Raw genomic sequence first — 14395 nt, 5'->3', positions numbered from 1 at the left:
TCCAGATGAGAGCGGAGTGAATCAGCGGTTGACCCCGTGCCGCGCCCCCGGACCGGCAGCTCGGGTGGTACCGGTCGACGCGATACGGGTCGGCTCGGCACAAGCGGATACATTACCGGTGATTCCGGCGGCCTCACCCCCGGCCTCGGCTCCGCCGTCGGCGAGCGGTCCTGGCCTGCCGGGGGCGGCCCGCCAGCAGTCGCCGCCGGCCCGGCGTGCCTCGGCCAGGGCGCCGTCGGCGGCCCGCAGCAGCAGGGCGGTGTGGCCGCCGTCCCGGGGCAGGACGGCGAGGCCGATCGCGGCGGTCAGCCCGTTGCCCGCCGCGGAGCGGCGCTTGGCGGGCCCGGCGGCGGACCAGTCGAGCAGCTGGTGGCGGCGGACCGTCCAGCAGAGCCGCTCGGCGACCTGGACGGCGCCCTCCGCGCCGGTGTCGGGCAGCAGCACCAGGAACTCCTCGCCGCCGTACCGACCGAGGGTGTCGGAGCGGCGGATCTCCACGCTGAGCCGCTGGGCGAGGTCGCGCAGCACCGCGCCGGCGCGGGCCCGGCCGTGCTCGGCGACCACCGCCTCGAATCCGGCGATCTCCATCATCAGCAGGGAGAGCGGGCGGGGTTCGGCCGAGGCGGCCTCGGCCCGGCGGGCGCGCTCGATCTCGCGGTCCAGCGTGAGCTGGAGGTGGCGGTAGTTCCACACCCCGGTGAGCGGGTCGCAGGAGGCGGTGCGCTGGAGGTCGGCGCACTCCTGCTCCAGCTCGGCGATCCGCTCGCGGAGCCCCTCCTCGCGCCCGGCGGCCTCGGCGGCGGTGCGGCGCAGGCGCCGCCCGTACCACCCGACGGCGGCCAGCGCCGGGGCGCCGAGGCCCGCGAGGGCCTGGAGCAGGAGCGGGGTGGACATGGGGCGGCCTCTGCGTGTCAGGCTCGTGCCACCCGTCCGGTGCCGAGCTGTGGAGATCCCTTGACTACCGATCCATTGCACAACGACAAGGCCGGACTGAGGTCACGCCTGCTGACGGAGCGCCGTGCCCTGGCGGCGGGCGCGCGGGAGGTGGCCGCCGCGGCGCTGGCCCTGCACGCGCTGGAGCTGGCCGAGCCGGCGGGGGTGGTGGCGGCCTATGTGTCGGTGGGCGCGGAGCCGGGCACCGGTCCGCTGCTGGACGCCCTGCTGGACCGCGGCGTGCGGGTGCTGCTGCCGGTGCTGCTGCCCGACAACGACCTGGACTGGGCCGAGTACACCGGTGCCGACCAGCTGGAGGCCGCCGCCCGGGGGCTGCGGGAGCCGACCGGTCCGCGGCTGGGGCCCCAGGCGGTCACCGGAGTCGGCCTGGTGCTGCTGCCGGGGCTGGCGGTGGACCGCCGGGGGGTGCGGCTGGGCCGCGGCGGGGGCAGCTACGACCGGGTGCTGGCCCGGCTGGCGGCGGCCCGGGCCGAGCCCTTCCTGGCCACCCTGCTCTACGACCACGAGCTGCTCGGCGAGGTGCCGGCCGAGCCGCACGACCTGCCGGTGCACGCGGTGGTCACCCCGTCGGGGGTGGTGCGCTTCCCGGCCGGGGGCGGCCGCTGACGGGGCTGCCGCCCGCGCCGCCGAGGGGCCGCTGAAGGGCCGCTGAAAGGGACAGCCCGCCGACCGGGTGCGCGGTCGGCGGGCTGAGCCCGGGTCAGGCCTCGGACGGGTCGCGGTCAGCCCGCGGTGATCGTCAGGGTGTCCTTGGTGGCCGTGGCGACCGCGTCGGCGCTGTACGCCCAGGGCAGCAGCTTGCCCGTGGCCCACAGCTCGGTCTGGTCGTTGTAGTGCGGGTGGAAGGCGTGGCCGGAGGCGCCGCCGACGTTGATCCACCGGGAGGCGTCGAAGTCGCTCAGGTCGACGACCATCCGCATCGAGGGGATCCAGTCCACCGCGAAGCCCGCGGCCGCGTTCCACCCGGCGGCGTTGACCGTGGCGGTGCCGCCGGCGAGGCGGTAGGGACCGCGGTTGAGCAGCCTGCGGACCACCCCGGAGGCGATCGAGGAGTCGTCGCTGCCGAGCGTCTGCTCCGCCAGCGTCAGGGTGTGCAGGCGGCCCCAGCTCCAGGTCTTGATGTCCTTGCCGAGCCGGGCGGTGAGGTCCTGGCGGGCGTTCTTCATCGCCTCGGCGAGCAGGCCGTCCAGGCCGTGCTGCGGCACGTGGTTGGTGTCGATGTAGTCCCACCACGTGCTGTCGGGCTGGGTGAGCTGCTGGCGGACCACCTCGGTCCAGCGGTCGCCGCCGTCGGGCTGGGCGGAGCCGGGGGCGCGGGTGCCGCACTCGGTGACGGCCGGCGGGGTGCCGTTGAGGTCGTCGTCGGGCAGCGTGGAGTCGCGCTTCTGGCGGACCAGCAGGCAGTCGCCCTCGGGGCGGATCCCGGCCGGGAACTTCTGGCCGAAGGCGAGGATCAGCAGCTGGCGCCAGACCCCGTTGTAGTACGCGGCGGCGGCCGAGTCGGCGTCCTGGTGGTGGTTCCAGTCCCGCAGCAGGTCCTGGGCCTCGCGCACGTACGGGTCGTCGATCTGCACCTTGAGCAGCAGCGGGACCAGGGTGTCGGCCATCACGCTGGTGTTGTCCAGCTGGATGGACTGCATGTCGTCCGGGGAGATCCGGCCGCCGTTCCTGAGCCGGCCGTCGATCAGGTCGGTGATCTGCTTGGCCCGGGTGCCGTACTCCCAGTCCTTGGTGATCAGGGACTTGTAGTTCGGGTCCACCACGGCCTGGTTGGCGGTCACGATGTAGCCGCTGGGCGGGTTGAGGCTGTACGGCAGGGACTTGAAGGGCAGGAAGTCCTTCTTCCAGCCGTAGGAGGAGTCCCAGCCGGGGGCCGGGTAGGTGCCGTCGCCCTTGATCCGCTGCGGGATCATGCCGGGCGCCTGGTAGCCGATGTTGTTCTTGGTGTCGGCGTACAGCAGGTTCTGGGCGGGGACGGCGAAGTCCTCGGCGGCGGCGCGGAACTCGTCCCAGCCGACGGCCCGGTCGATCTTGAAGACGGCGTCCATGGTGCGGGCCGGCATCAGGGCCGTCCACTGCAGGGCGACGCCGTAGCCGCCGGCCCGGTCCGGGGCGGTGGTGCCGGCCGGGGCGTACTTGCCGACGTCCCGCTGCTCGGCGCTCTGGTCGGAGATCAGCGGGCCGTGGCCGGTGCTGCGGACCGTGATGGTGCGGTCGCTGCCGCCGGCGACCTTGATGGTCTCCTTGCGGGTCTGGAACTTCACGTCCTTGCCGTCCACCTGGTAGGTGTCCGGTCCGGTGACCTTCTCCAGGTAGAGGTCGGTGACGTCGGCGCCCAGGTTGGTGAAGCCCCAGGCGATGTCCTTGTTGTGGCCGATGACCACGCCGGGCATGCCGGAGAAGGTGAAGCCGGCGGTGTCGTAGCCGCAGGTCTTGGAGACCGCGCGGCAGTGCAGGCCCATCTGGTACCAGGTCGAGGGCATGCCCGGGCCGAGGTGCGGGTCGTTGGCCAGCAGCGGCTTGTTGGTGGTGGTGTGGCTGCCGGAGACGACCCAGGAGTTGGAGCCGATGCCCTGGCCCTGCCGGCCGAGCAGCTGCGGCATCGCGGCCATCTTGCCGGCGATGTCCTGCAGCAGCCCGTCGGTCGCGGCACGGGCCTGGCCGGCCGCGGGCTGCCCGGCGGCCGGGGTGGCGGGGGCGGCCGGGGAGTCGGCCGGCTTGTAGACGCCGTCCGCGCCGACCGTGCCGGTCTTCACGATGGTGCCGTTGCGGTCGTACGGGTAGTCCGGGTAGAGCTGGGCGACCTTGTCGGTGCCGAAGTCCTGGGCCAGCAGGGAGCGGTCGATCTCCTCCTGCAGGTTGCCGGAGAGGTTCCAGGCCATCGCCTTGAGCCAGGCCACCGAGTCCACCGGGGTCCACTGCTCGGGCGTGTAGTCGCCGTTCACCGCGCCGAGCAGCGCGTACTCCAGCGAGGCGCCGGCCCCGCCGGGGTGCTCGGCCAGCCAGGCGTTCACACCCTCCGCGTAGGCCTGCAGGTTCTTCTTGGTGTCCTCGGCGAGCTTGGTGTCGTACTCCTCCTGCGCCACCTGCCGCCAGCCCATGGTGCGCAGGAAGGCGTCGGTCTCCACCTGGCCGTCGCCGAACATCTCGGAGAGCCGGCCGGCGGTGATGTGGCGGCGGACGTCCATCTCCCAGAAGCGGTCCTGGGCGTGCACGTAGCCCTGGGCCCGGAAGAGGTCGGCGTCGGTGTCGGCGTACAGCTGCGGGATGCCCTTGGCGTCCCGCTTCACCTCCACCGGGCCGGTCATCCCGGGCACCTTCACGGTGCCGGTCACCTCGGGGAAGGAGGAGCGGACGGTGTCGACCGCGAGGTACCCGCCGCCCGCGGCGCCGGCCAGCAACAGCACGGCCAGCACGAGCACGATCAGACGAGCGCGCCGGAACTTCTTCGAGCGGGGCATCCGATTCCTTGGGTGCGGGGGAGATTGCGGCCGTGACAGGGCACCACATTAGGCCGACTCAGGTGGCGGGCGTGCACGGGGGACACCCACGGTTGGAGTCACAGGGACGATACCCGGACCGACGGGCAGACCGGGTAGATCAAAGATCAGGTAAAATGTTAAACTTGGTAACGATTCCCCAGCTGCTCCCTCCCTGACCCCGAGGTGCTCCTGCGTGACCGTCGACCACCTGAACGCCTTCCTGCTTGAGTTCTCCGTGATCCTCCTGGTCGCGGTGGTCGCCGTGCGGATCTCCACCCGCTCGGGCCTCCCGAGCCTGCTGATCTACCTGGGCATCGGCGTCGCCCTCGGGCAGAACGGCCTGGGCATCACCTTCAACAACGCCGAGCTCACCCAGGTCCTGGGGTACGCCGCCCTGGTGGTGATCCTGGCCGAGGGCGGTCTGAAGACCAGCTGGCGGGAGATCAGACCGGTGGTGCCCGCCGCCTCCGTGCTGGCCACGGTCGGCGTCGCGATCAGCGTGGTGGTGACCGCGGTCGGCGCGCACGTCCTGGCCGGGTTCGACTGGCGGATCTCCCTGCTGCTGGGCGCGGTGGTGTCCTCCACGGACGCCGCCGCGGTCTTCTCGGTGCTGCGGATGGTGCCGCTCCCCCGCCGGCTGACCGGCCTGCTGGAGGCCGAGTCCGGCTTCAACGACGCCCCCGTGGTGATCCTGGTGATCGCCTTCGCCACCCCCGGCGAGCTGGACTCCTGGTACGTCCTGCTCGGCACGATGATCGCCGAGCTGGCCGTCGGCGCCGCCGTCGGCTACCTGGTCGGCCGGGTCGGCGCGTACGGGGTCAAGCGCGTGGCGCTGCCCTCCTCGGGCCTCTACCCGATCGCCGTGCTGGCGCTGACCGTGCTCGCCTACGCGGCGGGTGCGCTGCTGCACGCCTCCGGCTTCCTCGCCGCGTACATCGCCGCCGTGGTGCTCGGGAACTCCAAGCTGCCGCACGGCCCGGCGGTCCGCGGCTTCGCGGACGGGCTGGCCTGGATCGGGCAGATCGGCATGTTCGTCCTCCTCGGCCTGCTCTGCACGCCCGAGACCATGGGGTCGGCGGTCGTCCCGGCCCTGGTGGTGGGCGCGGTCCTGGTGTTCCTGGCCCGCCCGGCCTCGGTGCTGCTGACCATGACCCCGTTCCGGCTGCCCTGGCGCGAGCAGGTCCTGCTGAGCTGGGCCGGCCTGCGCGGAGCCGTCCCCATCGTGCTGGCCACCATCCCCCTGGTGGCCGACGCGCCGATGGCCCAGGAGGTCTTCAACATCGTCTTCGTCCTGGTGGTGGTCTTCACCCTGCTGCAGGGCCCGACCCTGCCGCTGGTGGCCCGCTGGCTGCGGATCGGCCCGGACGCGATGGGCGAGGACCTGGGCATCGAGTCGGCCCCGCTGGAGAAGCTGCACGGCCACCTGCTCTCGGTCGCGCTCGCCCCCGGCTCCCGGATGTCCGGCGTCGAGGTCGGCGAGCTGCGGCTGCCCAAGGGCGCGGCGGTGACCCTGGTGGTCCGCGAGGGCTCCAGCTTCGTGCCGGACAAGACCACCGTGCTGCGGGCCGGGGACGAGCTGCTGGTGGTCACCACCGAGGCGGTCAGCGAGGCGGCCGAGCGCCGGCTGCGGGCCGTGGACAAGGGCGGCAAGCTGGCCGGCTGGCTCCGCGGGCGGTGAGGCGGCGCGGGCGGCGGGCTCCGCAGGCGCCGCGCCCGGGAGGCCCGCGCGGGTCCGGACAACCGTTTCCTGTGATTTGGACGATCTTCACCTTGCCTTGACAGCCGGTTTCGGCTACCAGCCGCTACAATGAAGGCGTAGCTGTTTTCACAACCTGAACACCCGCAACATCTGCCTGATGCAGAGTTGGCGCGACCGCTCGGCGGCCGCGGTCCGTACGCAGTGGACGACACGCCCTGGCCCCGCTTCCGCACCGGCCAGCCGGACCCGGTATCTACCCCGGTCGACGCGCGAGAGGACGACTCTCGGCGCCGTCGGGGCTTTTCCCTGTCCCGGCGCGCTACCAGGCAGCAGGAAGGACCGACCGTGGCGGCCCGCCTTACGGTCGACGACACCACCCCCGCCCGCACCGGCTACGGCACCCTGCTGCGCACGCCCGGCGCCTGGACGTTCCTCGTCCCCGCCTTCGCCGCGCGCCTGCCGTACGCCATGCTCAGCCTCGGCATCGTCCTGCTGGTCCTGGAGACCCACGGGTCCTACGGCACCGCCGGCACCGTGGCCGCCGTCTCGGCGGTCGCCCAGGCGCTGGTCGGTCCGCAGACCGGCCGGCTCGCCGACCGCTACGGCCAGACCGCCGTGCTGCTGCCCAGCGTCGCGGTGCACGCCCTGTCGGTCGGCGCCCTGATCGCGCTGGCCCTCGGGCACGCCCCGGTCTGGGCGCTGCTGCTGGCCGCCGCGCCGGCCGGCGCCAGCGTGCCGCAGATCGGCGCGATGGTCCGCGCCCGCTGGGTGGCCAAGCTGGCCGACAACCCGCCGGTGCTGAACACGGCCTTCGCCTTCGAGTCGGTCACCGACGAGTTCACCTTCGTGGTCGGCCCGGTGCTGGCCACCGGCATCGCCACCGCCGTCACCCCGGCCGCCGGGCTGATCGCCGAGGCCGCGCTGACCGTGGCCGGCGGCCTGGCCTTCGCGGCGCAGCGCCGTACCGCCCCGGTCCTGAAGGTCCCGGCCGCCGGTGCCCGCCGGGTCTCGGCCCTGGCCTCCCCGGGGGTCCGGCTGCTGGTCGGCGCCTTCCTGGGCGTCGGAACCGTCTTCGGCGCGATGCAGGTCTCGGTCACCGCGTTCGCCACCCAGGTCGGCCAGCCCGGCATGAACGGCACGGTCTACGGGATCTTCGCCGGCGGCTCGATGCTGGCCGGCATCCTCTACGGGATGATCAACTGGCGGCGCTCGGCCCGTCAGCGGATGCTCGGCTGCTACGCGCTGCTGGTGCTGGGCTGCTCCACGCTGTGGGCGATGCCCAACCTGACCGCACTGGCGGTGGCCGGCCTGTTCTGCGGCCTGGCGATCGCGCCCACCCTGATCACCGGCTACACCCTGGTCGAGACCCTGGTCGCCGACGGCGCCAAGACCGAGGCCTTCACCTGGCTGACCGGCGCGATCGGCCTGGGCCTGGCGGCCGGCTCGACGGTCGCCGGACAGCTGATCGACCACGGCGGCCCCTCGGCAGGCTTCCTGGTGCCGATGGTCGGCTCCGGGCTGGGCCTGGCGGCGCTGGTCGGCCTGCGCCGGCTGCTGGTCGCACCGGGCACCCCGACCCGGACGGTGGCCCGGAGCGGCGCGCTGGTGGCCGGCTCGGCGGGGGCGTCCCACGGCTGACGTGCCGGGCCGGTGACCGGCGGACCCGGGGTCATCTCACACCCCGGGCGCTGGACTCATCCACCGGAATGTCGCATCATTGACCATCGTTAGCACTCATCAGGTTCGAGTGCCAGGGGGAGTGCAGGAGGAAGAGCAAGTGCCCACGTACCAGTACCAGTGCACCGAGTGCGGCAACGGCCTGGAGGCCGTGCAGAAGTTCACCGACGACGCGCTGACCACCTGCCCCGACTGCCAGGGCAAGCTGCGCAAGGTCTTCTCGGCCGTGGGCGTGGTCTTCAAGGGCTCGGGCTTCTACCGCACCGACAGCCGCTCCTCGTCGAGCAGCTCGGTGGGTGCCGGGGCCTCGTCCGGCGGCTCCTCCTCCTCGACCTCGTCCTCGTCGAGCTCCTCGACCGCGTCCTCGTCGGGCTCGTCCGGCTCCTCGGCCCCGGCCGCCGCTCCCGCGGCGGGCTGACCGGGAGTTCACCGGCTTCCGAGCGCCCGGTGGCGCCGCCTCTGCGCGGCTCCGCCGGGCGTTTCGCGTTTTCCGGGCCGTTCGGCGGGGGCGGTGGAGCGCGGGGTTATTCCCGGGTCGGGGTTTTTCACCCCGGTGGGGGACAGGGGTTTTCCACAGGGCCGGTTTATCCACAGGAATCGGGCCGGGGCTTCCGGGTTCCGCCTGGTGCGGCGCACCCTGATGCCGCGGGCCCGGCCGGGTCCGCGTCCCCTGTCCGAAGGGTGCTCCGCCATGTCGGGCTACCTCGCTCCCCCGCCGCTCGCCACCACCGTCCCGCCGCGTCACGCGGTACCGGCCTTCCCGCCGATCCGGCGCGGCGGGGGCGGCCGGCACCGGCTCCGGCAGGCCGTACGCCACCGGCCGGGGGTGCTGGCCACCGGGCTGCTCGCGGCCGCCACCGCGCTGGCCGCCGGCCCGCTGCGGCCCGGCCCACCGGTGCCCGCGACCTCCTCGGCGCCGGTCCCGTCCCCCGGGGCGACCGGCGGGTCCGTCGGCATCGCCCACTGCAGCGGTACCGCCGCTCCGCCGGGGTAGCGGGGTAGCGCGTCAGCGGGTAACGGCCGGTCGGATCATGCGCTCAACACCGGGGGTCAACCGGAATGCCGGGAATTGACCCGTGGCCCCGCCGACCTGACGCATTTCAGCGCAGCGTGAAGGGCTTCAAGGAATTCCTGCTGCGCGGCAATGTCATCGATCTCGCCGTGGCCGTCGTCATCGGCGCGGCTTTCACCCATATCGTCAACGCCTTCGTCCGGGGTGTCATCAATCCGCTGGTCGGACTCTTCGGTACCAAGGACCTCGCGTCCTACAGCTCCTGCCTGAAGGGCCCGTGCTCGGTGGACGGCGCCGGGAACGTGACCTCCGGCATCTTCATCCTGTGCGGCTCGGTGCTGAGCGCGGCGCCGAGCTTCGTGATCACCGCGGCGGTGGTCTACTTCCTGCTCATCCTGCCGATGAACCACTGCATGGCGAAGCGCACGACGCCGGAGGAGGAGTCGCTGGAGACCGAGACCGAAGAGGTCGAACTGCTCACCGAGATCCGGGACGCCCTGGTCCGCCGCGTCTGATCGGCACCCGGCGGCGCGTGCGGGGGCGGCACGAACGGGCAGGACGGACGGCGGGACGGTCGGCGGGACGGCCGGAGGCGGGCCTACTCGCCGTGGTGCGGGGGGCGCTGGCTCAGGTACCAGTCCAGGCCGCGTCGGCTCTCGCCGCCGGAGCGCTCGCCCCAGCCGCGGTCGGTGTCGTCGGAGCTCTGCCGGTCCAGCGGGTCACCGAACACCAACCGGGCCCTGTTCGCCTTGGCCTTGGCTGCCTTGGCCGACTCAGTCTCGACCGACCGAGCCTCGGCCGACTCAGCCGCGTCGGCCGTATCCGTCCCGGGCTCCCGGCCCGGCCGGCTGTCCTGCTCGCCCATCGTCCCGCCTTCCCTCGTTCCCTCCCAGCCTAGCCAGCCCCGGCTCCCAGCCGGCCCGGGCCGCAGCCGCCCGCACCGGGCAGCCGAGGAGCTCGGCGCGCGCACACGGCGGCGGGCCCCGGTGCGGCTCTCTCCTTCCGCACCGGGGCCCACCCGGCCTCCCGGCCCACCATCGCGGCGCCCCTCGCGCGCCGTCCTCTCCCGCACGCCCGACCCTCGCCGGGCGGCGTCAGGCCGCCTCGAAGCCCGCGTGGTCGGCGATCTTCTTCAGCTCCGCCAGCGCGTGCTTCTCGATCTGCCGGATCCGTTCGCGGGTCAGCCCGTGCTGCTTGCCGACCTCGGTCAGCGTCCGCTCCCGGCCGTCCTCCATGCCGTAGCGGGACCGGATGATCGAGGCCGTGCGGTCGTCCAGCCGGCCGATCAGGTCGTCCAGCTCCTCACGGCGCAGCATGACCATCACCGCGTCCTCCGGCGAGACGGCGCCGGTGTCCTCCACCAGGTCGCCGAACTGGGTCTCGCCCTCGTCGTCCACGGACATGTTGAGGCTGACCGGGTCACGGGCCCAGTCCAGGACGTCCTTGATCCGCTCCTCGGTGGTGTCCAGCTCGGCGGCGATCTCGGCGGGCTCGGGCTCGCGACCCAGTTCCTTGGACTTCTCGCGCTGCACCCGCCGGATCCGGCCGAGCTCCTCGACCAGGTGCACGGGCAGCCGGATGGTGCGGGACTGGTCGGCGATCGAGCGGGTGATCGCCTGCCGGATCCACCAGGTCGCGTAGGTGGAGAACTTGAAGCCCTTGGAGTAGTCGAACTTCTCCACCGCGCGGACCAAGCCGGCGTTGCCCTCCTGGATGAGGTCGAGAAGAGGGAGGCCGCTGCGCGGGTACCGCCGGGCCACCGCGACGACCAGGCGGAGGTTGGAGCGGATGAACACGTCCTTGGCGCGCTCCGCGTCGGCGGCTATGACCTCCAGCTCCTCCCGTGTGACGCCCTCCGGGACGCGCCCCTCGTCCAACAGGTGCTGGGCGTAGACGCCGGCCTCGATGCGGAGCGACAGCTCGACCTCCTCGGCGGCGTCGAGCAGCGGAGTCCTGGCGATCTCGTCGAGGTACATGCCGACGAGGTCGCGGTCGGCCTCCAGGTTGGTCGGCCGGGCCGTACGACTCCGGTCGGCGCTGTCGCGTACGACGGCACGAGTGGCCATGCTTGCTCCCTTGCTGGTGTCACCGGCTGGTGGTTGCCGCTCAAAGAGACGCTCATAGAGATGCGGGCCTCCAGGAGGCTCACACGTAACGATCCAACGCGCAGAAAACGGACAACATTCCCACAACACTCAGATTTTCTCGCGCGATGCAGTATCCTGCCGGTTTTCACCGCACGGTCGACGCTGCGTGACCCCTCGCGCACGCTCGGACCACAGGACGCTCGCGGCATCTCCGCACAAACGATGCCGAATCGCTATCGGTCCATGCCCGGACCGGACCCTGCTCCTGGGAGGGTGGCTGCCATGCCGCAGTCCGACGCCTCCCACGAGCTACAACGCCGGAACCTCCTCCGGTGTGCCGCGCTGGCGCTCGGATCCGCGGTTTTCTTCTTCGCGCTCCTGATCCTGGTGAAGACCGGCTGGTCGCCGCTGCGGCGGCTGGACCACGCCTGGGTCGAGCCGCTGCACGGCTACGCCCGCCGGCACGCCGCCTGGACGGCGTCCCTGCAGACCATGGCCGATCTGGGCAGCCCGCTCACCATGCGGATCCTGCTCGGGCTGGCCGCGCTGTGGCTGTGGAGCCTGGGCGCCCGGGTGCTGGCCTGCTGGGCCGTGGCCATGGCGGTGGTGGGCTGGGCGGTCGGCCAGCTCGGGAAGGAGGCGGTCGCCCGGCCGCGGCCGCACTTCCCGGACCCGGTGGCGGTGGGCGGCGGGTACGCCTTCCCGTCCGGGCACGCGCTGGCCTCGGCGCTCACCTGCGCGGTGCTGGTGCTGCTGGTCTGGTCGCGGGCCACCCCGGCCGGCCGGGTGGTGGCCAGCACCCTGGCCGGGCTGACCGTGCTGGCCGTCGGCTGGACCCGGGTGGCGCTGGGCGTCCACTGGCCGTCCGACGTGCTCGGCGGCTGGCTGGCGGCCGGTCTGGTGCTGGGCGGGGTGACGGTCACCGTGGAGCTCTGGCGGCCGGGTGCGCTGCTGCGTGACGCCCGCCGGGTGGACTGGCGAACCAGACCGCGGGTCCAACGCGTGTTGGTGTCGGAGGAGACGCCGGACCACGATCGCGATCAGTCATGACCAGGCGGTCGCGGGCACGCGGTCGCGACCAAGCGGTCGTGACCACGCTGCCGTGACCACGAAGCCGTGATCAAGATCACAAGCTCACCCGACACGACCGGGTGAATCCTGCCAAACCCGGCATTCCACCATGCGCGGGGCCGGTCCGGCCCGGCCGCGGCTCCGAGTCCCCCGACGGCGATCGCCTACGGACGGCACCCGGGTCGGCACGGGGTGCCGCGGTAGGGCAGACTGCTCGCTTCGGGTGCGCCCGCCCCGCCAACCCCACTGCCCAAGGAACGGATGACGGGGATCCGATGACCGACCATTCGAGGGACGAGTCCTCCGCCGCGCGCGCCTACCCGGACTCGCCGACCATGCCGCTGCGCAGGATCCCGGCGCAGGGCCCGGCCGGGTACGACGAGCCCGCCGGACCGGCCGCCACGGCCCCGGCCGCCCACCCGGCCGCTGCACCCACGCTCCCGGTGCCCCCGGCTCCGGCCGCCGCGTCCCAGGCCCCGCAGGCCGGAACCGCGCAGGCCGAGGCCCCGGAGACCGAGGAGAAGCCGCGCGGCTCGGTGGCCCGGAACGGCCTGATCATGGCGCTGGGCTCGCTGGCCTCGCGCGCGCTCGGCTTCGTCCGCAGCGCGATGATCGTCGCCGCACTGACCACCGGCCCGCTGGGCGACGCCTTCAACGTCGGCAACTCGCTGCCGAACATCGTCTACATGATGCTCATCGGCGGCGCCCTGGCCTCGGTGTTCGTCCCCGAGCTGGTGCACGCCGCGCAGACCCACAAGGACGGCGGCGTCGCGTACACCGACCGCCTGCTGACGCTCTGCGGCGTGGTGCTGGTGGTCCTGACCGTCGGCGCCTGGCTGGCGGCCCCGGTGATCGTCGACTTCTACTCGGAGTTCCACGGCGCCCAGCGCGACCTGACCATCGCCTTCGCCCGGTACTGCCTGCCGCAGATCTTCTTCTACGGCGTGTTCACCCTGCTCGGCCAGGTGCTCAACTCGCGCGACCGGTTCGGCGCGATGATGTGGACGCCGGTGCTGAACAACGTGGTCGCGATCGGCGTCTTCGGCCTCTACATGGTGATCGGCGACCAGGCCCGGACGGCCGACCAGATGACCTCCGGCCAGGCCATGCTGCTGGGCCTGGGCTCCACCCTGGGCATCGTGGTGCAGGCGGTCGGCCTGCTGCCCTCGCTGCGCGGCTCCGGCTTCCGGTACCGCCCGCGGTTCGACTGGAAGGGTGCCGGTCTGACCCGGCCGCTCCGCTCGGCCGGCTGGGCGCTGATGCTGGTGGTGGTCACCCAGCTCGCCTTCGCCGTGATCACCAAGCTCACCACCGCCGCCGGCCAGGCCGGCCAGGAGGCCGGGCTCCCGATGGGCCTCGGCAACCTGGCGTACTCCAACGCCTACCAGCTCTTCATGGTCCCGCAGGGCATCATCACCATCTCGATGGTGACCGCGATCCTGCCGGCCCTGTCACGCAACGCCGCGTCCGGCGAGTACACCGCCATCGGCGCCGACATCGCGGGGGTGCTGCGCGCCTCGGCCGCGATGATCGTGCCCGCCACGGTGATCCTCTTCGCGCTGGCCCCGCAGATCTGCACCCTGGCGTACGGCTACGGCCACTCCACCCAGGCCGACACCCTGGTGATCGCCCAGGTGCTGATGGCGATGGTGGTCGGCCTGCCGGCGTTCTGCGCCCAGTACGCGGTGGCCCGCGGCTTCTACGCGCTGAACGACGCACGCACCCCGTTCTGGATGACCGTGATCACCGTCGCGGTGAACGCCGTGGTGTCGGTGGTGGCGTACCAGCTGCTGGAGCCGCGCTGGATCATCGTCGGCATGGGTGTGGCGCAGAGTGCCGCGGCCCTGGCCAGCATCGTGACCACCGGCTGGGCGCTCGGTCGCCGGCTCAAGCGCGGCCCCCGCCCGACTCCGGAGGCCGCCGCGCCGGACGCCACCCTGGTGCTGGGCACCGGCCCGCTGAAGCGCCCGTCCAGCGGTCTGGAGGGCGGCCGGGTCACCCTGCTGCACGTGATGATCGCGCTGGCCTGTCTGCCCGGTGCGCTGGGCGCCCACTGGCTGGCCGGCCGGTTCGGCACCGACCTGCTGGGCAGCCTGGGCGGCCTGGCGGCGGGCTCGGTGGCGATCCTGGTCTCGCTGTTCGTGCTGGCCCGTCCGCTGGGTGCGGCGAGCGCCGTGGCGCCGCTGGCCCGCCGGCTGCGCATCCCGTACCCGGACCCCGCGGCGGCGGCCGGGCGTCACCGGCGCTGAGGCCGCAGGTCCCGGAGGGGGTCCTGAGGGGTCCGGAGGATTACTGAGCGGGTCGCCGACGAGGGTTCGGCGGCCCGCTCACCTGTTCGGCGCAGCCCTGATGGCCCGGCACGGCGGCGGCCCCGGAAGGTCGAGGGGCGAGCCCACGCCGTCGAAGGGGACCC

Annotated in this window: 12 protein-coding genes; 8 read left to right on the top strand and 4 right to left on the bottom strand. The window is 73.0% G+C overall.

The features are described from left to right. Positions 1–21 precede the first annotated feature (21 nt). Positions 22–894, bottom strand: coding sequence for a GGDEF domain-containing protein (locus ABWK59_RS20205; protein WP_354642005.1), 873 nt, complete (start codon positions 892–894; stop codon positions 22–24). Between the two features lie 60 nt (positions 895–954). Between ABWK59_RS20205 and ABWK59_RS20200 the strand changes: the two genes are divergently transcribed. After that, positions 955–1560, top strand: coding sequence for a 5-formyltetrahydrofolate cyclo-ligase (locus ABWK59_RS20200; RefSeq protein ID WP_354642004.1), 606 nt, complete (start codon positions 955–957; stop codon positions 1558–1560). A 116-nt stretch (positions 1561–1676) separates the two neighbouring features. Here the strand turns inward: ABWK59_RS20200 and ABWK59_RS20195 are convergent, their stop codons facing one another. Beyond that, the gene (locus ABWK59_RS20195; protein ID WP_354642003.1) at positions 1677–4415 is read right to left on the bottom strand and encodes a penicillin acylase family protein; all 2739 of its coding nucleotides are present in this window, start codon (positions 4413–4415) and stop codon (positions 1677–1679) included. 214 nt (positions 4416–4629) lie between these two features. Between ABWK59_RS20195 and ABWK59_RS20190 the strand changes: the two genes are divergently transcribed. The 5 genes from ABWK59_RS20190 (at position 4630) to mscL (ending at position 9339) form a co-directional block, all read left to right on the top strand. Then, a complete protein-coding gene (locus tag ABWK59_RS20190; RefSeq protein ID WP_354642002.1) occupies positions 4630–6114 on the top strand; it encodes a potassium/proton antiporter in 1485 nt (494 codons plus the stop codon). Positions 6115–6480: 366 nt separating this feature from the next. Continuing rightward, on the top strand, positions 6481–7773 hold the full coding sequence (locus tag ABWK59_RS20185) for an MFS transporter (protein ID WP_354642001.1): 1293 nt from the start codon (positions 6481–6483) through the stop codon (positions 7771–7773). A 139-nt stretch (positions 7774–7912) separates the two neighbouring features. Then, a complete protein-coding gene (locus ABWK59_RS20180; protein WP_354642000.1) occupies positions 7913–8230 on the top strand; it encodes an FmdB family zinc ribbon protein in 318 nt (105 codons plus the stop codon). A gap of 273 nt (positions 8231–8503) precedes the next feature. After that, a complete protein-coding gene (locus ABWK59_RS20175) occupies positions 8504–8806 on the top strand; it encodes a hypothetical protein (protein ID WP_354641999.1) in 303 nt (100 codons plus the stop codon). Positions 8807–8922: 116 nt separating this feature from the next. Next, the gene (mscL, locus tag ABWK59_RS20170) at positions 8923–9339 is read left to right on the top strand and encodes a large conductance mechanosensitive channel protein MscL (RefSeq protein WP_420492809.1); all 417 of its coding nucleotides are present in this window, start codon (positions 8923–8925) and stop codon (positions 9337–9339) included. Positions 9340–9422: 83 nt separating this feature from the next. Here mscL and ABWK59_RS20165 read toward each other — a convergent pair whose 3' ends face one another. Both ABWK59_RS20165 and ABWK59_RS20160 read right to left on the bottom strand, forming a co-directional pair. Then, complete coding sequence (locus tag ABWK59_RS20165) at positions 9423–9689, bottom strand: hypothetical protein (RefSeq protein WP_354641997.1); 267 nt, start codon at positions 9687–9689, stop codon at positions 9423–9425. Positions 9690–9918: 229 nt separating this feature from the next. Continuing rightward, positions 9919–10890, bottom strand: a complete 972-nt coding sequence (locus ABWK59_RS20160; RefSeq protein ID WP_354641996.1) for a sigma-70 family RNA polymerase sigma factor — start codon at positions 10888–10890, stop codon at positions 9919–9921. A 303-nt stretch (positions 10891–11193) separates the two neighbouring features. Between ABWK59_RS20160 and ABWK59_RS20155 the strand changes: the two genes are divergently transcribed. After that, entirely contained in the window at positions 11194–11961 is a 768-nt protein-coding gene (locus ABWK59_RS20155; protein ID WP_354641995.1) for a phosphatase PAP2 family protein, read from the top strand. 296 nt (positions 11962–12257) lie between these two features. Next, entirely contained in the window at positions 12258–14231 is a 1974-nt protein-coding gene (gene murJ, locus ABWK59_RS20150) for a murein biosynthesis integral membrane protein MurJ (protein ID WP_354641994.1), read from the top strand. Positions 14232–14395: the final 164 nt, after the last annotated feature.

This window comes from Kitasatospora sp. HUAS MG31, assembly GCF_040571325.1.
GTDB lineage: Bacteria > Actinomycetota > Actinomycetes > Streptomycetales > Streptomycetaceae > Kitasatospora > Kitasatospora camelliae.
Note: the sequence above shows the minus strand (reverse complement) of the source record. Positions and strands in the feature narration are given on the sequence as shown.